The organism is Acidovorax delafieldii 2AN (genome assembly GCF_000175235.1).
Lineage (GTDB): Bacteria > Pseudomonadota > Gammaproteobacteria > Burkholderiales > Burkholderiaceae_C > Acidovorax > Acidovorax delafieldii_B.
The window spans coordinates 1-19,441 of sequence record NZ_ACQT01000058.1 but is presented as its reverse complement, the minus strand read 5'-3'; the positions used below and the strand labels follow the sequence as shown (position 1 = coordinate 19,441).

The window sequence follows — 19,441 nt, the reverse complement described above, 5'->3', positions numbered from 1 at the left end:
GCCGTCGAGACCGCGCCTATCAACGTGCCGGTGGCCGTGCCACTCACGCTCCCGCCGCTGACCACCGCATCCGGCGCGAACGAGCCCGCCGCGCAACGCGCCGCGCCCGAGGTGTCCCTGCCGGCACCCCAGTAAACCCCACATGTCCGCATCCCTGCCTTCACCTGCTACGCCCACTCATGGCACAGCAGCCATCCCGCTTCAAGCCCCCCGCCTGGTTCGCCGCATGGCCTGCTGGGTGTACGAAGGTATTCTCATGTTCGGCGTGGTCTTCATTGCCGGCTATCTGTTCGGAACCCTGAGCCAGACGCGCAACGCCCTGGACAATCGCCATGCCCTGCAGGCCTTTTTGTTCGTCGTGTTCGGCATCTACTTCACCTGGTTCTGGGCCAAGGGACAGACGCTGGCCATGAAGACCTGGCACATCAGGGTGGTGGACCGCTCCGGCCAGCCTCTTTCGCAATGGCGGGCGTTGCTGCGTTACGTGCTTGCATGGCTATGGTTCCTGCCCCCCCTGGCGGCGGCGGCCCCCTTTGCGCTGTCGGGCGGCGAATCCGTGGTGGTGGTGGTGGGCTGGGTGGCGGTTTGGGCGCTGCTGAGCCGCTTCCATCCCCAGCAGCAGTTCTGGCATGACGCCCTGGCCGGCACCCGGCTGGTGCACCATGAGCCAGCAAAAAAGTAAGCCTTTGCCGGGTGTGTCGCCAACCGACACACCAGCGCTCCACAATTACCGCATGCATTCACTCGATCCTTCGCACACTGCTCCCGCCAACCCCCAGAAGGCCAGATCGGGCCTCAACCGCATCTGGTACGCCACGGGCTACTCGATCGAAGGCCTGCGCGCTGGCTGGAACGAGAAGGCGTTTCGCCAGGAGGCCGTCGCGGCCATGGTGCTGATTCCGCTGTCGTTCTGGCTGGGCCGCAGCTGGGTCGAAGTGGCGCTGCTGGCCGGTTCCGTGGTGATCGTGATGATCGTCGAGCTGCTCAACACCGGCATCGAAACTGCCATTGACCGCATCGGTCCGGAGTGGCACGACCTGTCCAAGCGCGCCAAGGACATGGGCAGCGCCGCTGTTTTGTTGTCCCTGCTGCTGTGCATTGGCGTGTGGTGCGCCGCCCTGCTCCAGAGGTTCTCCCATGGCTGAGCCCGCCTTTTCCGTGTGCGTGTATTGCGGCTCGCGCCCCGGCGAGAGTGCGGACTTTGCCCGGGCGGCCACAGCTGTCGGCCAATGGATCGGCTCGCACGGAGGCCAACTCGTCTATGGCGGCGGGCGCAGCGGCCTCATGGGCACGGTGGCCGAAGCAACGCGGCTGGCCGGCGGCCGCGTGGTGGGCGTGATCCCGCAGGCGCTGGTCGACAAGGAACTGGCCAATCGCCAATGCGACGAACTTCACATCGTGCAGACCATGCACGAGCGCAAAGCCATGATGGCCGAGCGCAGCAACGCTTTTGTGGCACTGCCCGGCGGCATTGGGACCTTCGAAGAACTGTTTGAAGTATGGACCTGGCGCCAGCTGGGCTACCACGACAAGCCGCTCGGGCTGCTGAACGTCGGCGGCTACTATGACGGCCTGCTGGCCTTCCTGCAGTCCAGCGTGACCAGCGGCTTCATGGGCAACTGGCAGATGGACCTCCTGCACACGGCGGCAGATTCCGACGCCCTGCTGCGCACCCTGGTAGAGGCGGCGGGCCTCAGCCAGGAACAGATACCGCTGCGCTCGGTCATCTGATGCCCTAGGGCTCAGCCAAGCGCCCTTCCACCGCCGCAGGGCTCCCGCGCCAGGATCCCCGCGCGCAATTTCGCAAATAAAGAGGGCCTGCAGGACCTACCGGCCCAGCAAGCCCCCAGGGCCGCGCAGCGTCAGACTGCGGCGTCGTCGAGATCACCGGTGCGGATGCGCACCACGCGCTCCACGGCCGTCACGAAGATCTTGCCATCCCCGATCTTGCCGGTGCGCGCCACGCTGACGATGGCGTCCACGCAACGCTCAAGGTCCTCGGACTTGACCACCACTTCGACCTTCACCTTGGGCAGAAAGTCCACCACATACTCGGCGCCCCGGTACAGCTCAGTGTGCCCCTTCTGGCGTCCGAACCCCTTGACTTCCGTTACCGTGAGACCGGTCACACCGCACTCGGCCAGGGCTTCACGGACCTCTTCGAGCTTGAAGGGCTTGATGACGGCGGTGATCATTTTCATAGGGAAGTCTCCTCGAGGATTAAAAAAGGGGTTGGGGCCTGGCGCGCGCGTCAGGCCCTGAATTTGCTGGTGATGGGGTAGCGCCAGTCCTTGCCGAAACTGCGGCGTGTCACGCGCACGCCCACGGGTGCCTGGCGGCGTTTGTATTCGTTCAGCTTGATAAGCCGGGTAACGCGCTCGACGTCGGCGCGCTCGTACCCCGCCGCGATGATCGACTCGATGGGCTCGTCATTTTCCATGTAACGCGCCACGATTGCATCAAGCACTTCATAGGCAGGCAGGCTGTCCTGGTCTTTCTGGTCGGGGCGCAACTCGGCGCTGGGCGGGCGGGTGATGATGCGCTCGGGGATGGGGCTGGCGCCCGTGCCATACGGGTCGTTGGCGTTGCGCCAGCGCGCCAGTGCAAACACCCGGGTTTTGGCCACGTCCTTGATGGGTGCAAAACCGCCTGCCATGTCGCCATACAGCGTGCAGTAACCCGTGGCCATCTCGCTCTTGTTGCCGGTGGTGAGCACGATGGCACCAAACTTGTTCGACAGGGCCATCAGCAACGTGCCGCGGATGCGCGCCTGCAGGTTTTCCTCGGTCGTGTCTTCGGGCAAGCCGGCAAATTCGCTCGCCAGCGCGGCCTTGAACGCCTCGAATTGCGGGGCGATCGATATTTCGTCGTAGCGAACGCCCATGCGCGCGGCCATGTCGCGCGCATCGATCCAGCTGATGTCCGCGGTGTAGGGCGATGGCATCATCACCGTGCGCACCTTGTCGGCGCCCAGGGCGTCCACGGCAATCGCCAGCACCAGCGCCGAATCGATGCCACCCGACAGACCCAGCAGCGCGCCCGGAAATCCGTTCTTGCCCACATAGTCGCGCACGCCCAGCACCAGCGCATCCCACAGGTCGGCTTCGAGACTGCGCTCGGGCTCGATTTCCGCCTCAATTTTGATAGCATCTTGCGCACGTCCGATCTGCGCAAACACCAGTTTTTCCTGAAAACCCGGGGCGCGTGCCGCGACGCTGCCATCGGCGTTCAGTGCAAACGAGCGGCCTTCGAAAACAACCTCGTCCTGCCCTCCCACCAGATGGGCGTACACCAAGGGCAACCCGGTTTCGGCCACGCGCTCGCGCATGGTCTGCTCGCGCTCCGCGCTTTTGCCCAGGTGAAAGGGCGAGGCATTGATCACTGCCAGCAATTGCGCCCCTGCCTGCGCCGCTGCACGCGCAGGTTCACTGAACCAGGCGTCTTCACAGATCAGCAGCCCGACCTTCACGCCCTCCACGTCGAAAACGCAGGGCGACTGGCCGGCAACGAAATAGCGGCGCTCATCGAAGACCTGGTAATTGGGCAACTCGTGCTTGGCATAGGTCTGCTCGACCTTGCCGTGGCGCAGCACGCTGGCCGCATTCAGGCATGCGCTGAACGCGGGATCGGCGGGAGTCCGCTTTTGAGGATGGCCCAGCACGATCACCAGGCCATTCAACCCCGCGGTCTCACGGGCCACGGTTTTCACGGCATCATCACAGGCCGCCATGAACGCCGGACGCAGGAAGAGGTCTTCTGCGGCGTAGCCGCACACCGCCAGCTCGGGTGTGAGCAACAGGCGCGCGCCCTGCGCATGCGCCTGCCGCGCCGCCGCGATGATTTTCTGCGCATTGCCGGGCATGTCGCCCACGACAAAATTGAGCTGAGCGGTGCAAATGGAGAACATCATGAACTTGGATGCGGCCCCAGCGGCCGGGTTGAACAACGCCGCTGCAACCCCGCAGGGCACCGCGCAAAAGGGTGGCCACCGGAGGCAACGTGGCTGAATCCACCATTATCGCGCGCGTGCTGACTTCCGCGCTGGACGTGGATGCAACAGCCTGGAACGCCCTGTTGGCAACGCAGTCGCATCCCACGCCCTTCATGCGCCATGAGTACCTGGCCGCCCTGCAAGAAAGCGGCAGTGCCACCCCCCGCACGGGATGGACGCCCCGGTTCATGACGCTGTGGGAGGGCGATGCATTGGTCGCAGCCTGTCCGCTCTACCTCAAAAGCCACTCGTACGGCGAATATGTGTTCGACTGGGCCTGGGCCAGCGCCTACGAACAGCACGGGGTGCCCTACTACCCCAAGGCCGTGGTGGCCGTGCCTTTCACACCCGTGCCGGGTACCCGGCTGATGGCGCGTGACGCCGTTGCACGCCAGTGGCTCGTACGGGCGCTGTGCCAGTGGTGCAGGGATGAGGGCATCTCCTCGCTGCACGTGCTCTTTGCCAGCGACGACGATGTCGCCAGCGCCACGCACGAAGGGCTGATGGCGCGACACACGGTGCAGTTCCACTGGACGAACGTGCCTCCCGCCAGCAGCGCAACAACGGCTGCCCCGGCTGGCTGGGGCATGCCAGACATCGCGCCAGCAACGCCCGAGGACACCGCGGCAAAGCCCCTGCCCGCTGCGGGCGATGGGCCGCCATCTGCCGCAGCGGTCGGCCCGGCTTGTGGCGCGGCACCAGCAGGTCGCTACCGCGATTTCGACGATTTTCTGGCCCATCTCAGCCAGGAAAAGCGCAAGAAGATCCGCCAGGAGCGGCGGCGCGTTGCCGATGCGGGTGTCACCTTCCGCTGGGCAGCAGGCGCCGACATTGCGTCGGCCGACTGGGATTTCTTCTACCGGTGCTACGAACGCACCTACCTTGAGCACGGCAACCCGCCCTACCTCACGCGCGCTTTCTTTCAGCAGATGGCCGAGCGCATGCCCGCACACTGGCTGCTTTTCATCGCGGAACGGGACGGGCGCCCCATCGCTAGCAGTTTGATAGCTATCAGCGACGATGCAGCAAGCGCAAGCAGGCGAAATCATTCAAAAAGTCAGCCTGGCACCGCTTACGGACGCTATTGGGGCGCGCTTGAGCGCGTGGACTGCCTTCATTTCGAAGCCTGCTACTACCAGCCCCTGCAGTGGTGCATCGAACACGGCGTTGAGCGTTTCGAAGGCGGCGCACAGGGCGAACACAAGATGGCCCGCGCCCTGTTGCCCGTGCAAGCCACCAGTCTGCACTGGCTGGCGCATCCGGCATTTGCCGATGCGGTGGAGCGGTTTCTGGAACGCGAAGGCGCCGGTGTGGGGCACTATTTGGACGATCTGCAGGCACGCAGTCCCTTTCGAAACATGGAGGGGCAGTAATCTGTGCACCCCCGGACGCCTGTCACCCGGCAGTGCGCCTCTGCATCGCAGCGTTAAAAAAGAACTGGCGGTGACGGCGCTGCAGCCGGACAGGCGAAGCGAACGGCCTGCCGCCATACAGGGTCGACGTCACCCAACGGCCATTCCGCAGCCTTGCTGGCAAATCCTGGCATCGGAAAACCTGGTTGACGACACACGTCCGTTGCGCAGGCAGCGGCACGAAAACCAAGGCACGGACGAGACACTGCCTGAACTGCGCACCAACTACACCCCATGCAGTCCGCGCAAGCCGACCACAGAAGCCCCGCGCGGCATGGGTTAGCGAAAGGAAATGGCATCCCTGTATGGCGGAGCCGTCCATAGAAACAGGGCAACCTCCTCAAGGCCTACCAAATCCATGGGCAGTGCGCGGTTACCGAGATTGGCCTTGCCGCACCCATTAAAGATGCATACTATATGAATCTTTAAAAAAGCACCAACAAGGCCCCCACATGGCCAGCCACACCAAAGCCCGCTTTCGCCAGCCCCACCGCCTACCGCAATGCGGGGTCGCCCTCTTCCTGTGTAGTGCAGGACGGGCGCTTCCCCAACGCCAGGAGACAGACCATGCCCCCCATTGAGCAGGCGGCCCCGCTGGCGCAGGCACTGGAGCGCCCCTATCTGCACGGCTTCGTGACCGATATCGAGTCCGACTCGTTACCGCCGGGCCTGGACGAAGGCACCATCCGCGCCATTTCGCGCCGCAAGCGCGAACCCGCATTTCTGCTGGATTGGCGCCTGGCGGCCTTCGAGCGCTGGCAGGCCATGCCCCCCCCCTCCTGGGCCAAGCTGAACATGGAGCCCGTAGATTTTCAGGCGCTGAGCTATTACTCGGCCCCCAAATCCCTCAAGGACGGCCCCAAGAGCCTGGCCGAAGTAGACCCCAAGCTGCTCGAAACCTACGAAAAACTCAACGTGCCGCTGCACGAACGCGCGCGCCTGGCCGGCGTGGCCGTGGATGCGGTGTTCGATTCGGTTTCGGTGGGCACCACCTTCCGCGAGCAACTGGCCAAGGTGGGCGTGATCTTCTGCTCGTTCTCGCACGCGGTGGAGCACCACCCCGAACTGATCGAGCGCTACCTGGGCACCGTGGTGCCGCGGGGCGACAACTTCTATGCGGCGCTCAACTCGGCCGTGTTCTCGGACGGCTCCTTCGTCTACATCCCCAAGGGCGTGCGCTGCCCCATGGAGCTGTCGTCCTATTTCCGCATCAACGCACGCAACACGGGGCAGTTCGAGCGCACGCTGATCATTGCCGAAGAAGGCAGCCATGTGAGCTACCTTGAAGGCTGCACCGCCCCGCAGCGCGACGAGCACCAGTTGCACGCCGCTGTGGTGGAACTGGTGGCCCATGAGGATGCGCACATCAAGTATTCGACCGTGCAGAACTGGTATCCCGGCGACGAAAACGGGCGCGGTGGAATCTACAACTTCGTCACCAAGCGCGGGCTGTGCGCCGGCAAGCGCGCGCACATCGCCTGGACGCAGATCGAAACCGGCTCGGCCATCACCTGGAAGTACCCCAGCGTGGTGCTGCGCGGTGATGAATCGAGCGGCGAGTTCCATTCGATCGCGGTGTCCAACCACTTCCAGCAGGCCGACACCGGCACCAAGATGATCCATCTGGGGCGCAACACCAAGAGCCGCATCGTCTCCAAGGGCATCAGCGCCGGACACGCGCAAAACAGCTACCGCGGCCTGGTGCGCGTGGCGCCCACCGCCGCCGGCGCCGCCAACCACACGCAGTGCGACTCGCTGCTGATCGGGCACGATTGCGGTGCGCACACCTACCCCTACATCGACACCGCCTGCAGCGATGCCGTGGTCGAGCACGAGGCCACCACCACCCGCATCTCCGAAGAGCGGCTGTTCTATTGCCAGCAACGCGGCATGGACCCGCAGGACGCCACGGCGCTGATCGTAGGCGGCTTCTGCCAGGCCGTGCTCGAAGAGCTGCCGATGGAATTCGCCCTCGAAGCCAAGGCCCTGCTGGCCGTCTCGCTCGAAGGCGCCGTGGGCTGACCCGCGCCCCCCCCAACTTCCGACCAAGGACACACCATGAACTCCACCGAACCCCTGCTGCAGGTACGCGACCTGCGCGTCGATGTGGGCGACCGCAACGTGCTCAAGTCCGTCACGCTCGACGTGCCCGCGGGCGCCCTTGTGGTGCTGATGGGTGCCAATGGCAGCGGCAAAAGCACACTGGGACTGACGCTGGCGGGCCACCCCCGCTACCACGTCGTGGGCGGCCAGGCGCGGTTTGCCGGGCAGGATCTGCTGGCCCTGAGCGCCCAGGAGCGTGCACGGGCCGGCCTGTTCCTTTCCTTTCAGGCACCGCCCGACATTCCGGGGGTGAAGAACAACCTGTTCATTCGCACCGCGCTCAATGCCGTGCGCGAGGCACGTGGTGAAGCGCCCCTGGACGCGTTCGACTTCCTGGGCAGCGCGCGCGCCGCCGCCCAGCAGCTGGGCCTGCCGGAAGCCATGCTGGGCCGCCCGGTCAACGAAGGCTTTTCAGGCGGCGAGCGCAAGCGCAACGAACTGCTGCAGATGGCATTGCTGCAGCCGCGCCTGGCGCTGCTCGACGAGATCGATTCGGGCATGGATGTCGACGGTGTGCGCGCCGTCGTCCAGCAGGTGCAGAAGCTGCGCGCCCAGGGCACGGCTTTCGTGGTGGTGTCGCACTACCTGCAGCTCATCGAATCGCTGGAGCCCGACACTGTTTTGCGGCTGGACCAGGGTTGCATCGCGGAAGCCGGCGATCTGGAACTGGCACGCGACATTGCCCGGACCGGCTTCGCACGCGCCGCCGACCTGGTGGAGGCCTGAGCCATGGACACCGCAAGAGCCGATGCCCTGGCCGCCAGGGACCGCCTGAGCGTGCGGGGCTGGATATCCGCGCGCAACGAAACTTTTCGCCATCTGCCGCCGCCAGGGGCAGATCTTTGGCTTGGAGAGGCGGCCGAATCGACTGCCGTGGGCTGCGACGCCCCGCCACTCGCGGGCGCCGGCTGGACGCTGCACCCGTTCGGTGACACGCCACAAAGCGGTGTCCATGCCCGCTGGCTGGACGCCTCGGACCCGGCGCAACGCACAGAACTGTTCGCCGGCCTGCCGCTGCCCGGCGAAGGAGATGCCGCTCCGTTTGCCTGGGCGCACCGCGCCCTGTGCCGCCAGGGACTGCGCCTGCAGGTGGGCAGCGCATCCGGCGCCGATGCCGGCAGGACGGTGTGGCTGCACTTGCGCCACCAGCCCCGGGCCAGCGTGGAGGCCCCGCTGCTCGTGGTGGAAGTGCAGGAGGGCGTGCGCTGCGTGCTGCTCGAAACCCATGAACGCGAGCCTGCCCAATGCGGTCGCAGACTTGCGCAGAACCTGCATATCCACCTGCAGATACGGCAAGGCGCAACGCTGCAGCACCTGCGCGTGGCCACCCCCGACGCGGGCGACCAGATCGCCCACATCGTGCAGGCACGGGTGGACCAGGGTGGGCACTATGCGCAGGCCCTCGTCGCTTCTGGCAGCCCCTACCACCTGCAGCGCACCGTACTGGAGTTGCAAGGTTCCCACGCCCATGCGCGCACAGCCGGCGTACTGCTGGCCCGTGGTGCGGCCCTGGAGCAGCAGGTGCACACGACACACCACGCCGCCCACACCCACAGTGCAGTGGAAGCCTTGGTGCTGGCCAGCGGCCATGCCCACACGGTGGTCAACGCCCACACCGTCATCGCCCCGGGGGCCGACGAGGCCGCCGTGCGCCAGCGGCTGAGCGGTATCCCCATAGAAGGCCGGCCACGCCTGGTGCTGCGCCCCCACCTGGAGATTCACCACGACAACGTGCAGGCAGCCCATGGCGCCACCTGGGGTGCCTTGCCCGAAGACGCCCTGTTCTACGCCCGCCAGCGTGGCCTGGACGAATCCAGCGCCCGCGCCCTGATCATCGAAGGCATGGCCACCGCGTTACTGGAGCGCTGCTTTGACGACCCAGACTTGCTCGCCACGTTGACACAGGATGGCCTGCTGGCGCGCGCCATTGCGCGCCACCTGGCACCTTCCGAGGAGTCCCGCCATGGGTGAAATGCATTTCCTGCGGGACTTGGCGACAGCCTCCGGCGCCATGGCCCATGGCGTGCGCAGCCTGTTTCCGGTGCTTGAGCAGCACATCCACGGAACGGCGCTGGCCTATCTCGACAACGCCGCCACCACCCAGGTGCCGCTGCCCGTGCTTGCCGCCATGCGCTGCTTCGAGGAAGAGGACCGGGCCAACATCCACCGCGGCGTGCACACGCTCAGCCAGCGCGCCACGGACGCCTTCGAACGGGCGCGCACCGATCTCAAGCGCTTTGTCGGCGCGGGACCTGGGCATGAACTGGTCTTCACCTCAGGCACCACCGAAGCACTCAACCTCGTGGCGAACGGGCTCTCGGCAGTTCAAGCCGGGGGCGCCTTCCTGCAGCCGGGCGACCAGATCATCGTCAGTGGCCTGGAGCACCATGCCAACCTCGTGCCGTGGCAACAGGCCGCCCGGCGCAGCGGCGCCACACTCACCGTGCTGCTGCCCGACGCACAAGGGCACCTGCACACCAAAGACCTGGCCCGTCTGCTTACCCCACGTACCCGGGTTTTCGCAGTGACGGCCTGCGCCAACGCCACCGGTGAGACGCCCCCGTACGAAGATCTGCTGGCACTGGCCGCACAGGCCGGTGCACTCACCGTGCTCGATGCAGCGCAGGCGGTGGGCCACGCCGTACCCAACCTGTCTGCGCTGTCGTGCGATTACATGGCTTTCTCGGGCCACAAGATGTATGGCCCCATGGGCACTGGTGCCCTCGTGGGACGCGCCGCCGCCCTGGAGCGGCTGGCGCCCCTGCGTTATGGCGGCGACATGGTCGAGTGGGTGAGCTATTCCGATGCAGGCTTTGCCGCGCTGCCCAGCCGACTGGAAGGCGGTACGCCGAATGTGGCGGGCGCGGTGGCCATGGCTGCCGCGGCAGCATTCATCGACCAGCTCGGCCGCAACACCATCGACGCCCACGTGCAGGCCCTGCGGGCGCATGCGGTGGCGGGCCTCACGGCCATCGATGGCGTCACGGTGCTGGCACCCGAGGCCAGCGCGTCGGCCATCGTTTCCTTCGTGGCGCGGGATGTGCATCCGCACGACATCGGCACCCTGCTGGACGAACAGGGCGTTGCTGTGCGCACCGGGCACCATTGCGCCCAGCCGCTGCTCGATCATTTGAAGCTGGGGCCCACCACGCGGGCCTCCTTCGCGCTCTACAACACCCACCACGAGGTGGAACGGCTCATTGCCGCGGTGGCACGGGCCCTGGAGGTACTGCGATGAGCACCGCTGAAAACGACCTGTACCAGGAGGTGGTGGTAGAGCACAAGCGCACCCCACGCAACTTTGGCCATCTCACCGCCCCCACCCACCAGGCGCAAGGCACCAACCCGCAATGTGGTGACAACCTGAGCGTAGAGCTGGACATCCAGAATGGCCAGGTGCGCGATATCCGATTCAGCGGCCAGGGATGTGCCATCTGCATTGCCTCGGCATCGATGATGAGCGAGGCCGTGAAGGGCCATGACGTGCAGGCGGCCCAGCAACTGCAGCAGCATTTCCGCGCCGTGCTCACGGGTCAGACAGAACCCGAAGAAACCCAACTGGGCAAGCTCGTCAGCCTGGCCGGCGTACGCCGCTACCCCAGCCGTATCAAATGCGCGCTGCTGGGCTGGCACGCACTGATGCACGCACTGGCCCAAGCGCCCGAACAGGACGCGGCGCCCGTGGCAACCGCCCTCGGAGAGACGCGATGATGAAACGGCACCGCGAAGATGTGTTGATCCGCCGGCCCGTGCGTGTGGAGCGAATTCCCGACGGCTCTCCGCAAGATCTTGCAGCCGGAGAGCTGGCGCAGATCACGCAGGCGCTGGGATCGTCGTTCACGCTGCTGGTGGACGGACAACTGGTGCGGCTGAAGGGCGCCGATGCCGATGCCATCGGCAAAACCCCGCCAGAAGCCGTGGCCCTGCCCGACAAGGTTGAACTGGAAGACGTGAGCGATCTGGTCTGGCAAACGCTCAAGACCTGCTACGACCCGGAGATTCCCGTCGACATCGTCGAGCTGGGCCTGATCTATCGCTGCGATATCGAGCCGCTGGAGGGCGGCGAAGAAGTCAAGGTGTGGATCGACCTGTCGCTCACCGCACCGGGCTGCGGCATGGGCGAATCGATTGCCGACGAGGTGTGCGACAAGGTGCTGGCGCTGCCCCGTGTGGGCGAGATCACCGTCAACATGGTTTTCGATCCGCCCTGGGATCGCTCAAGAATGTCCGAGGCCGCGATGCTGGCCCTGGGGATGTAAAAAAGCCCTCGCGGGGCACCGCGCCCCGCCCTGCTCTGCCACAAGGCAGGGCCCATCCGGCGGCCTTGCGCCGCCGGTACCACTGAACCTCAGCCTCCGCAGGCGCCACCGGAACAGCAGGAGTCTTGCGACGCAGCGGTCGGCTCGGACTTGCTGATCAGCACGCGCCACAGGTCGGGGCCCTGCTGCAGATAGGCCCACTTGAACTCGCCAGCAGAACGGGCCTCGAACTGATGGCGCAGGGGCTGCGGATCGTGGTCGTTGACCAATTGCAGCGCCTCGCCGGGCAAAAGTTCATCGAACCGGCCGAAGATGAAGGCGTGGCGCTCGCGCGGTGCAATCTCGCGCACATCGATGACGGAACTCTGGGTGGGGAGCATGGCAGAACCTTTCTAGGGGAAGTAAACAAAACCAACGAGAAAAAGCGATGGGGACGAGCGGCCGGGACACATGCATTGACTGCACAAAGGGCGTTTACATCGTCGAGGTGTCGAAGGAATGGGAGACGCTCCCCTCCTCATCCGTCCTTGCCGTCCAGGCGGGTACGAAGCAACCAGGGCGTGTAGAGAGCCAAATAGATGGCAAAGGCCGTGGACCAAGCCAATGCAGCCGCTACCAGCGCAGCCGCATACCACTGCGGCGCAACCAGCGGCAACAGCACACGCAGAACAGCGGCCGCCATCACCAGGCCATAGGCCAGAACTTCCAGCCGCGAGGCCTGCAGGGGACGGCCGGTATGGCCGCGTGCCGTGCGGGTGAGCATGCCGATGATGAGCCCGCCCGTGGCGCCCACGGCAAAGGCATGCACCGCGGCCGACACGACCACCACGCCGAATTGCGCCAGCGCCAGCAAGACGAAACCCACGGGAACCCACGCATACGAGAGATGCAGGATCCACAGAATGGGGCGATTGCGTGTGATCCATGGTTTCCACCGCGCCATGCGGACCGCATGCAGCACTGCCGCCAGCCCGGCCAGCACGGCAGTAACCCCGCCCACGCCGAAGGGAGCACATACCCATGACACCAGCGCCAGCGCCGTGACGGCCAGGATCGTGAGTTCCAGCGGGCGCGGCACCTGCAGCTTGAGCCCTGGATTCACGCTCATGGTGAACGCCGGCACCACGCGCCCCGCCATGACGCATTCGATCATCACAATCAGCGCCAGGCCTGCGTGCAGCGCCTGCACGGGCGGCAGGCTGATGGCCCCCAGAATCGCCAGGTGGAACGCTCCGTTGGCCAACGCCAGCAACAGCAGTACCCCCATCAGCGGCAGGTTGCGGCGGTTGCGGGCCCGCAGCAGCAATTGCAGCAGGATGCCGGCCACCACAGGCAGCAGCACCACGTCCAGCGCCGCATAGACCGCATAGGGGGCCACCACGGCAGCCACCCGGGCCGCCAGCCAGAGCAGCGCCAGCGCGCCCAGCAGGGCCCCACGCGGCGTGGCAAGGCCGGTCCATGCTTTCACGGCGGTGAGCAGAAAGCCGATGATGACGGCCGTCGCAAAGCCGAACAGCATTTCGTGGGCATGCCACAGCAAGGGCGCTACCGACAAATGCAGCGGCAACCAGCCCAACATGGCGGCAATCCAGATCGGCACCGTCACACACGCCAGAAAAGCCGCCCCCAGGTAAAACGGGCGGAACCCGAGGCGCAACACAGGCCAACCGCGAAGAGCGGCTGAAGGAGGCACTGCGGAGGCGGACACGACAGGCGTTGCAAGAGGTTTCATGGGATGACGCACGCCCTTGCCTGGCATCTCACAGGGCGGGCAATTAAAAGATTCATTTAAAATGAATATTAACGCACACGGTCCAGAAAGGCAACTTTGGGGCAATACGGACATGCCGCAGGACTGCGCCCTTGCGCCTTGCCACACGGTGGCTTGAGGGAGCGCATTGGACCTTCAGCGCCTGACGCCAATACATCTCGCCATCGAATCAAGATCTGTCACGAAAGATTGCAAGTGGCTTGCTGGCGCAGCTCATGGCTCATGGCTCATGGCTCATGGCTCATGGCCATGGCCATGGCCATGGCTGTCGGATGGTGCCATCGCTATGCGGGGCATCCCCCCACATCACGCAGGTGCGATATGCCCAGGCGCGGCCGAGCTTCGAAAGCCGCTGCGCCCCCAGCAATCCCGCGCGCCCTGCTATTTCCGGGGCCGGCACGCCGCGACCACCGATTGGCGTAACCGCCCATGCCGGCTAAGCCATTTGCCACCCGTGCGCGGCGGTAAAGCCAGCCCAGGCCCTTGCGGACCCAGCAGAAGTGCCTGCCGCGCTGCGGCGAGCGGCTCAACCCTTGACGCCCTGCTCCGCCAGCCGCCGCGCGTAAACGGCCAGGATGATGCGCTCGGAATGCACCAGGTAGTCGTTCAGGGCGACCGAGCTTTCGGCCAGCTTGCCGGCCTCGAACAATTCGAGGATGTGCACATTCATGTCCACATAGGGCGCGTGCAGGAATTCCGGGTCCTTGAGCAACCCGAAAGCCAGCCGCAGTTCGGCCAGCAGGTGCGAGAACATGATATTGAGCCGCTCGCTGTCGGCGAGCTCGACGATGGCCATGTGGAATTCCATGTTCGCCGTGCCCACGCCGGGCCAGTCGAGTGCATCACGGCATTGCAGCGATGACTCGACCGCGCGCCGCATGTGCACCCGTGCTGGATGCCTGGGATAGGCCTGGGCCAACGCCTGGCATTCGATCATGCGGCGCACGCGGTAGATGTCGATGATGGCTGCCATGCTGGGAACGGCGACCGAAACCCCCTTGTTGGGCGCGTGGGTGATCAACCCCTCCTTGGTGAGCACGCGGAACGCCTCGCGCAGCGTGTTGCGCGACACCTCCAGGCTTTCGCTCAGTGCCGCTTCCGACAGGCGCTGGCCGGGCGCGAACTCGCCCGTGGTCAATCTGCGCCGGATTTGTTCGGCCACGCGTTCGGTCAGGTTGGGCTGGATGTCGGGGGTGCGTGTCATGGCCTGCGCGGTTTCTAAGGACGGGCCGCCGCCGCGGCGACCTGGACCCAAAGTGTAGCCAGCACCGGCCGTGCCGCCGCCAGCAGGCCAGTGGCACCAGTTCAGTGCACCGTGCACGCACCCCATGGGGCGCCCGCCCCCTTTTTGGGGCCAATGGCCCACGAGCCATGGCATGCCGCGCCCCGCCATCCCCCTGGGGCAGTGCTTTCCAAGCAGCCTACTACGGGTTTCTACCAAGCATCGCACCCCTCACTTGTTTGGCAAAATTCACATTAATGCAATACAACATACGTTTTTTGTTCAACAAAACAAAAATCCAATGGAGTAATTTGACCAACTTGTTCATTGATTTGGTACAAAAATTGCAGTGTGGCAGGGCGGCCGCCCGCTCACGGTGTCACCAACCTGGGCACGGACGCATTGCTCGACAGGGCGCTCCTGCAGCCAGGTGCGAAGGCACAGGCCTGGCTGGTCGGTGAATTCAACGAAGGAATAGCATGCTTAATGATGTCAATCTGTGGCCCCTCGTCGGGGTGGCCATCATCATCGTGGGGTTCATCCTGCGGTTCAATCCGATGCTGGTCGTGATCGTCACGGCCATCGGCACGGCCCTGGCCGCGGGTTTCCCGGTCGACAAGATCCTGGCGACCATCGGCACGGGGTTCATCAAGACCCGCAACCTGCCACTGATCATCCTGCTGCCGCTGGCCGTGATCGGCCTGCTGGAGCGCCACGGTCTGCGCCAGCACGCGCAAAACTGGATCAGCAACTTCAAATCGGCCACCGCCGGCCGTCTGCTCATCGTCTATCTGGGTGCACGCCAGCTCACGGCCGCCATTGGCCTGACCAGCCTGGGCGGTCACCCGCAGATGGTGCGCCCGCTACTGGCCCCCATGGCCGAAGGTGCCACGGAGGCCCGCTACGGCAGCCTGCCCGAGCGCATTCGCCACAAGCTGCGCGCCTACGCGGCCGCAACCGACAACGTGGGCCTGTTCTTCGGTGAGGACATCTTCGTGGCTTTCGGCGCCATCGTGCTGATGGCCACCTTCCTGCGCGAGGCCGGTATCGAGGTCGAACCTCTGCATGTCGCGCTGTGGGGTATCCCCACGGCAGTTTGCGCATTTGCAATCCACGCCTGGCGCCTGCGCCGCCTGGACGGCTGGCTGGCCCGCGAGCTGGCAGGCCAGGGCAGTGCCGGCACACCCGCCGCCACGTCCGATCTCGCAGGCAAGGGAGCGTGAAGCCATGATCTTGTCCATCCAACATCTGTACTACCTGATTGGCGCGGTGCTGGTTATCACCGCCGTGTCCACGTTGACCGACCGCAGCAACCCCAAGCGCGTTTCCAGCGCACTGTTCTGGGGCCTGTATGCGCTGGTCTTCCTGATCGGTGACCTGGTGCCACCCATGTGGGTGGGCGTCGGCGCCGTGGTCATGGCGCTGATCGCCGGCTTCGGCGGTGTGGGCGCTGCCAGTCACCCCGGCCGCAGCGCGGCCGAATACGCGGCCAGCGCCAAGCGCCTGGGCAACAAGCTGTTCGCCCCGGCGCTGGCGATTCCGCTGGTGGCCATGCTGGGCACGCTGCTGGCCAAGCACCTGTCCGTCGGCGGCGTGCCGCTGCTCGACCCCAAGAACACCACTCTGGTGAGCCTGGGCGTGGGCTGCGTGCTGTCGCTGGCCCTGGTCTGCTGGCTGACCCGCGAAACGCCGGCCCAGGGCTTGCGCGAATCACGCCGCCTGACCGACGCCCTGGGCTGGGCCCTGGTACTGCCGCAGATGCTGGGCATGCTGGGTCTGGTGTTTTCCGACGCAGGCGTGGGCAAGGCCGTGGCCCACGTGACCACGACCTATATCAACATGGACATCCGCTTCGTGGCCGTGGCCGTGTACGTGGTCGGCATGGCGCTGTTCACCGTCGTCATGGGCAACGGTTTCGCGGCCTTCCCGGTCATGACCGGCGGCGTGGGTGTGCCGATTCTGGTGGGCGTGTACCACGGCGACCCGGCCGTGATGGCGGCCGTGGGCATGCTGTCGGGCTACTGCGGCACGCTGCTGACGCCCATGGCGGCCAACTTCAACATCGTGCCCGCCGCCCTGCTGGAACTGCCGGACAAGAACGCTGTCATCCGCGCCCAGGTGCCCACGGCCCTGATCCTGCTGACGGCCAATGTCTTCCTGCTGTATTTCCTGATGTTCCACTGAGAAAGGTCCCGCCATGCCCCAGACCCCGCCAGATGCCTCGGTGACCGTGCTGGTGACCGGCTTCGAGCCGTTCGAACGCGACCCCGTGAACCCTTCCTGGGAAGTGGCCCGGTCCCTGGACGGCTGGCAGCATGCTGGAGCCACGGTGCGCGCCGTGCAACTGCCCTGCGTATTCGGCGACGCCATCGCGGCGCTGGACCAGGCGCTGCAGCAGTGGCGCCCGTCGCTGGTGCTGTGCCTGGGGCTAGCCGGCGGCCGCTGCGAACTCACGCCCGAGCGCGTGGCCATCAATGTCGATGATGCGCGCATTCCTGACAATGCCGGCCACCAGCCCGTGGACCGGCCCGTGGAGGCCGGCGGTCCGGCCGCCCATTTCTCCACCCTGCCGATCAAGGCCATGGTGCACGCCCTGCGCGAGCAGGGTATTCCGGCCGCCGTGTCCAACACCGCGGGCACCTTCGTCTGCAACCACGTTTTCTACGCGCTCATGCACCGCCTGGCCGCTCAGGTCGCGCGGGGCCAGGCGGTGCGCGGCGGCTTCATCCATGTGCCCACCCTGCCGCTGCTGGCGGCACGCCACCCTGGCATGCCCAGCATGGCGCTGGAAACCCAGGTGCTGGGCCTGCAGACCATGGTCCGCACCGCGCTGGACGTGCGTGAAGACCTGCACGAAACCGGCGGCCAGTTGCACTGAACACTCCACCTTGGCAAGAGATATGACGATGAAAATAGACCTCAACAGCGATCTGGGCGAGAGCCTGGGCGCATGGCGCATGGGCGACGATGCCGCCATGCTGGACATCGTGAGCAGCGCCAACGTGGCCTGCGGTTTTCACGCTGGCGACGCGGCCGGCATCCTCAGCACCCTCAAGGCCGCGCAGGCCCGTGGCGTGACCGTGGGCGCGCACGTGGCCTACCCCGACCTCGCCGGCTTCGGCCGGCGCGCCATGGACGTGGCCAGTGCCGACCTGGTGGCCGACGTGATCTACCAGATCGGCGCCCTGCAAGGCCTGGCCACCGCAGCCGGCACCACGGTGCGCTATGTCAAGCCGCATGGTGCGCTCTACAACACCATCGCCCAGGACAAGCGCCAGGCCCAGGATGTGATCACCGCCATCCGCGCCATCGACCCCAGCCTGGTGCTGGTGGCGTTGGCCGGCTCGCCCCTGGTGCAGTGGGCGCGCGACGCCGGCCTGCGCGTGGTTTCCGAAGCATTTGCCGACCGCGCCTACACGCCCCAGGGCGCCCTGGTCTCGCGCCGCGACAAAGGCGCTGTGCTGCACGATGCCGAGCAGATTGCAAAGCGCATGGTGCGCCTCGTGCAAGAGGGTGTGATCGAGGCCATCGACGGCAGCACCGTGCACATCGAAGCCGATTCCATCTGCGTGCACGGCGACAGCCCGGGTGCCGTGGCCATCGCCCGTGAACTGCGCACACGCTTCGTGCAGGAAGGCATCACCATTGCCTCGTTCGCGGGATAAGACGGCATGCGTTTCCTGCCCGTCAACCTGAACGCGCTGCTGGTCGAGCTGGCCGATCTGGAGCAGACCCTGGCCCTGCTGGCCTCGCTGCAGCGCGATCCTCTCCCCGGCGTGGAGGAACTGGTGCCCGCGGCGCGCACCATCCTCGTGCGCTTTCGCCCCTGGGCCACCGGCTTTGCTGCACTGGTCGGCGCCATTGCCGCGCGCGACCTGTCGCAACGCGCCGAACGCGGCAGCACCCTGGTCGAAATCCCCGTGCACTACAACGGCGAAGACCTGGCCGAAGTGGCAGAGCTGCTGGGCATCACGCCCGACGAGGTCGTGCGCCGCCACACGGGCAGCGAATATTCCGTGGCCTTCACGGGCTTCGCGCCCGGCTTTGCCTACCTGTCGGGCGGCCATCCCAGTCTCAACGTGCCACGCCGCAAGACGCCGCGAACGCGCATTCCAGCCGGCGCCGTGGGCCTGGCGGGCACCTTCAGCGGCGTGTATCCGCAGGCCAGCCCGGGCGGCTGGCAGATCATCGGGGTGACCCCCGTGCCCATGTGGGACCTGGGCCGCGAACAGCCCGCGCTGCTACAGCCGGGCTACCGCGTGCGCTTCGTCGATATTGCTACTATTAATGCAGCAGATAGCGCTTATTCGACGAGCGCTGCAGCGCAAAAACACCCACAAACCGGCCCCACCGCGGAACGCGGCCACCCCCCTCTGCCGCAGGGCCAGGCTGCGCTCAAAGTGCGTGCCACCGGCCTGCAAACCCTGTTCCAGGACCTGGGCCGCCACGGGCAGGCAGGGCAAGGCGTCTCTGCGTCAGGCGCCATGGACCAGGCCGCGCTGCGGGCCGCCAACCGCCTCGTCGGCAATGCCCCGGGCAGCGCCTGCCTGGAAACCGTCAACGGCGGCCTCACGCTGGCCAGCCAGGGCGAGACCGTGGTGGCCATCACGGGCGCCGACGCGCCGCTCACGATCACTGCAGCCGACGGCCGCCGCTGGACGGCTGCGCGCTACCAGCCGCTGG

20 protein-coding genes are annotated in these 19,441 nt (G+C 66.0%); 15 read left to right on the top strand and 5 right to left on the bottom strand.

Annotation, left to right across the window (positions count from 1 at the left end):
• Window positions 1-142 precede the first annotated feature (142 nt).
• Genes ACDELDRAFT_RS09980 through ACDELDRAFT_RS09970 form a run of 3 tightly spaced genes read left to right on the top strand, consistent with a single transcriptional unit; the run spans window position 143 to window position 1,731 of the window.
• Complete coding sequence (locus tag ACDELDRAFT_RS09980) at window positions 143-682, top strand: RDD family protein (protein WP_081470106.1); 540 nt, start codon at window positions 143-145, stop codon at window positions 680-682.
• Between the two features lie 52 nt (window positions 683-734).
• A complete protein-coding gene (locus ACDELDRAFT_RS09975; RefSeq protein WP_040328692.1) occupies window positions 735-1,145 on the top strand; it encodes a diacylglycerol kinase in 411 nt (136 codons plus the stop codon).
• The gene (locus ACDELDRAFT_RS09970; RefSeq protein ID WP_005796162.1) at window positions 1,138-1,731 is read left to right on the top strand and encodes a TIGR00730 family Rossman fold protein; all 594 of its coding nucleotides are present in this window, start codon (window positions 1,138-1,140) and stop codon (window positions 1,729-1,731) included. Before ACDELDRAFT_RS09975 ends, ACDELDRAFT_RS09970 begins: the two co-directional genes overlap by 8 nt.
• Window positions 1,732-1,862: 131 nt before the next feature.
• Here ACDELDRAFT_RS09970 and ACDELDRAFT_RS09965 read toward each other — a convergent pair whose 3' ends face one another.
• Both ACDELDRAFT_RS09965 and ACDELDRAFT_RS09960 read right to left on the bottom strand, forming a co-directional pair.
• Window positions 1,863-2,201, bottom strand: coding sequence for a P-II family nitrogen regulator (locus ACDELDRAFT_RS09965; protein ID WP_005796161.1), 339 nt, complete (start codon window positions 2,199-2,201; stop codon window positions 1,863-1,865).
• A gap of 50 nt (window positions 2,202-2,251) precedes the next feature.
• Window positions 2,252-3,910: an NAD+ synthase gene (locus tag ACDELDRAFT_RS09960; RefSeq protein ID WP_005796159.1), complete on the bottom strand. Its 1,659-nt coding sequence runs from the start codon at window positions 3,908-3,910 to the stop codon at window positions 2,252-2,254.
• 89 nt (window positions 3,911-3,999) lie between these two features.
• Here ACDELDRAFT_RS09960 and ACDELDRAFT_RS09955 point away from each other — a divergent pair, with 89 nt between their 5' ends.
• The 7 genes from ACDELDRAFT_RS09955 to sufT all read left to right on the top strand — a co-directional run bounded on the left by ACDELDRAFT_RS09955 (window position 4,000) and on the right by sufT (window position 11,765).
• A complete protein-coding gene (locus ACDELDRAFT_RS09955) occupies window positions 4,000-5,364 on the top strand; it encodes a GNAT family N-acetyltransferase (RefSeq protein ID WP_005796157.1) in 1,365 nt (454 codons plus the stop codon).
• A 606-nt stretch (window positions 5,365-5,970) separates the two neighbouring features.
• The gene (sufB, locus tag ACDELDRAFT_RS09950) at window positions 5,971-7,425 is read left to right on the top strand and encodes a Fe-S cluster assembly protein SufB (protein WP_005796155.1); all 1,455 of its coding nucleotides are present in this window, start codon (window positions 5,971-5,973) and stop codon (window positions 7,423-7,425) included.
• Between the two features lie 36 nt (window positions 7,426-7,461).
• Window positions 7,462-8,232, top strand: coding sequence for a Fe-S cluster assembly ATPase SufC (gene sufC, locus ACDELDRAFT_RS09945; protein WP_005796154.1), 771 nt, complete (start codon window positions 7,462-7,464; stop codon window positions 8,230-8,232).
• Between the two features lie 3 nt (window positions 8,233-8,235).
• Complete coding sequence (locus tag ACDELDRAFT_RS09940) at window positions 8,236-9,477, top strand: SufD family Fe-S cluster assembly protein (protein WP_005796152.1); 1,242 nt, start codon at window positions 8,236-8,238, stop codon at window positions 9,475-9,477.
• A 40-nt stretch (window positions 9,478-9,517) separates the two neighbouring features.
• Window positions 9,518-10,744 (top strand): aminotransferase class V-fold PLP-dependent enzyme, encoded by a 1,227-nt coding sequence (locus tag ACDELDRAFT_RS09935; protein WP_100084424.1) that lies wholly within the window; start codon window positions 9,518-9,520, stop codon window positions 10,742-10,744.
• The gene (gene sufU, locus ACDELDRAFT_RS09930) at window positions 10,741-11,217 is read left to right on the top strand and encodes a Fe-S cluster assembly sulfur transfer protein SufU (RefSeq protein ID WP_005796149.1); all 477 of its coding nucleotides are present in this window, start codon (window positions 10,741-10,743) and stop codon (window positions 11,215-11,217) included. The genes ACDELDRAFT_RS09935 and sufU overlap by 4 nt, the downstream gene beginning before the upstream one ends.
• Window positions 11,217-11,765, top strand: coding sequence for a putative Fe-S cluster assembly protein SufT (gene sufT, locus ACDELDRAFT_RS09925; protein WP_040328690.1), 549 nt, complete (start codon window positions 11,217-11,219; stop codon window positions 11,763-11,765). The genes sufU and sufT overlap by 1 nt, the downstream gene beginning before the upstream one ends.
• A gap of 89 nt (window positions 11,766-11,854) precedes the next feature.
• Here sufT and ACDELDRAFT_RS09920 read toward each other — a convergent pair whose 3' ends face one another.
• The 3 genes from ACDELDRAFT_RS09920 to ACDELDRAFT_RS09910 form a co-directional block, all read right to left on the bottom strand.
• Entirely contained in the window at window positions 11,855-12,145 is a 291-nt protein-coding gene (locus ACDELDRAFT_RS09920) for a DUF2249 domain-containing protein (RefSeq protein WP_005796145.1), read from the bottom strand.
• Between the two features lie 137 nt (window positions 12,146-12,282).
• Window positions 12,283-13,524, bottom strand: a complete 1,242-nt coding sequence (locus ACDELDRAFT_RS09915) for an NnrS family protein (protein ID WP_005796143.1) — start codon at window positions 13,522-13,524, stop codon at window positions 12,283-12,285.
• Window positions 13,525-14,062: 538 nt separating this feature from the next.
• Window positions 14,063-14,740 (bottom strand): GntR family transcriptional regulator, encoded by a 678-nt coding sequence (locus ACDELDRAFT_RS09910; RefSeq protein WP_005796141.1) that lies wholly within the window; start codon window positions 14,738-14,740, stop codon window positions 14,063-14,065.
• Window positions 14,741-15,237: 497 nt separating this feature from the next.
• On the opposite strand from ACDELDRAFT_RS09910, the gene ACDELDRAFT_RS09905 reads away from it, so the two are divergent.
• The 5 genes from ACDELDRAFT_RS09905 to ACDELDRAFT_RS09885 all read left to right on the top strand — a co-directional run.
• Window positions 15,238-15,981 carry a DUF969 domain-containing protein gene (locus tag ACDELDRAFT_RS09905; protein WP_005796139.1) on the top strand — a complete coding sequence of 248 codons (744 nt, stop codon included), beginning with the start codon at window positions 15,238-15,240 and terminating at the stop codon, window positions 15,979-15,981.
• 4 nt (window positions 15,982-15,985) lie between these two features.
• On the top strand, window positions 15,986-16,942 hold the full coding sequence (locus tag ACDELDRAFT_RS09900) for a DUF979 domain-containing protein (RefSeq protein WP_005796137.1): 957 nt from the start codon (window positions 15,986-15,988) through the stop codon (window positions 16,940-16,942).
• 13 nt (window positions 16,943-16,955) lie between these two features.
• On the top strand, window positions 16,956-17,636 hold the full coding sequence (gene pcp / locus ACDELDRAFT_RS09895; RefSeq protein ID WP_005796135.1) for a pyroglutamyl-peptidase I: 681 nt from the start codon (window positions 16,956-16,958) through the stop codon (window positions 17,634-17,636).
• 28 nt (window positions 17,637-17,664) lie between these two features.
• Entirely contained in the window at window positions 17,665-18,423 is a 759-nt protein-coding gene (locus ACDELDRAFT_RS09890) for a LamB/YcsF family protein (RefSeq protein ID WP_005796133.1), read from the top strand.
• A gap of 6 nt (window positions 18,424-18,429) precedes the next feature.
• A partial coding sequence (locus ACDELDRAFT_RS09885; RefSeq protein ID WP_005796131.1) for a carboxyltransferase domain-containing protein occupies window positions 18,430-19,441 on the top strand: 1,012 nt, incomplete at its 3' end.

Coding starts and splice junctions, on each gene's coding strand:
- sufB (WP_005796155.1), top strand. CDS start 5,971: ATGCCCCCCATTGAGCAGGCGGCCCCGCTGGCGCAGGCACTGGAGCGC.
- ACDELDRAFT_RS09975 (WP_040328692.1), top strand. CDS start 735: ATGCATTCACTCGATCCTTCGCACACTGCTCCCGCCAACCCCCAGAAG.
- ACDELDRAFT_RS09970 (WP_005796162.1), top strand. CDS start 1,138: ATGGCTGAGCCCGCCTTTTCCGTGTGCGTGTATTGCGGCTCGCGCCCC.
- sufU (WP_005796149.1), top strand. CDS start 10,741: ATGAGCACCGCTGAAAACGACCTGTACCAGGAGGTGGTGGTAGAGCAC.
- ACDELDRAFT_RS09905 (WP_005796139.1), top strand. CDS start 15,238: ATGCTTAATGATGTCAATCTGTGGCCCCTCGTCGGGGTGGCCATCATC.
- ACDELDRAFT_RS09920 (WP_005796145.1), bottom strand. CDS start 12,145: ATGCTCCCCACCCAGAGTTCCGTCATCGATGTGCGCGAGATTGCACCG.
- ACDELDRAFT_RS09980 (WP_081470106.1), top strand. CDS start 143: ATGTCCGCATCCCTGCCTTCACCTGCTACGCCCACTCATGGCACAGCA.
- ACDELDRAFT_RS09900 (WP_005796137.1), top strand. CDS start 15,986: ATGATCTTGTCCATCCAACATCTGTACTACCTGATTGGCGCGGTGCTG.
- ACDELDRAFT_RS09890 (WP_005796133.1), top strand. CDS start 17,665: ATGAAAATAGACCTCAACAGCGATCTGGGCGAGAGCCTGGGCGCATGG.
- ACDELDRAFT_RS09960 (WP_005796159.1), bottom strand. CDS start 3,910: ATGATGTTCTCCATTTGCACCGCTCAGCTCAATTTTGTCGTGGGCGAC.
- ACDELDRAFT_RS09965 (WP_005796161.1), bottom strand. CDS start 2,201: ATGAAAATGATCACCGCCGTCATCAAGCCCTTCAAGCTCGAAGAGGTC.
- ACDELDRAFT_RS09915 (WP_005796143.1), bottom strand. CDS start 13,524: ATGCCAGGCAAGGGCGTGCGTCATCCCATGAAACCTCTTGCAACGCCT.
- ACDELDRAFT_RS09910 (WP_005796141.1), bottom strand. CDS start 14,740: ATGACACGCACCCCCGACATCCAGCCCAACCTGACCGAACGCGTGGCC.
- sufT (WP_040328690.1), top strand. CDS start 11,217: ATGAAACGGCACCGCGAAGATGTGTTGATCCGCCGGCCCGTGCGTGTG.
- pcp (WP_005796135.1), top strand. CDS start 16,956: ATGCCCCAGACCCCGCCAGATGCCTCGGTGACCGTGCTGGTGACCGGC.
- sufC (WP_005796154.1), top strand. CDS start 7,462: ATGAACTCCACCGAACCCCTGCTGCAGGTACGCGACCTGCGCGTCGAT.
- ACDELDRAFT_RS09940 (WP_005796152.1), top strand. CDS start 8,236: ATGGACACCGCAAGAGCCGATGCCCTGGCCGCCAGGGACCGCCTGAGC.
- ACDELDRAFT_RS09935 (WP_100084424.1), top strand. CDS start 9,518: ATGGCCCATGGCGTGCGCAGCCTGTTTCCGGTGCTTGAGCAGCACATC.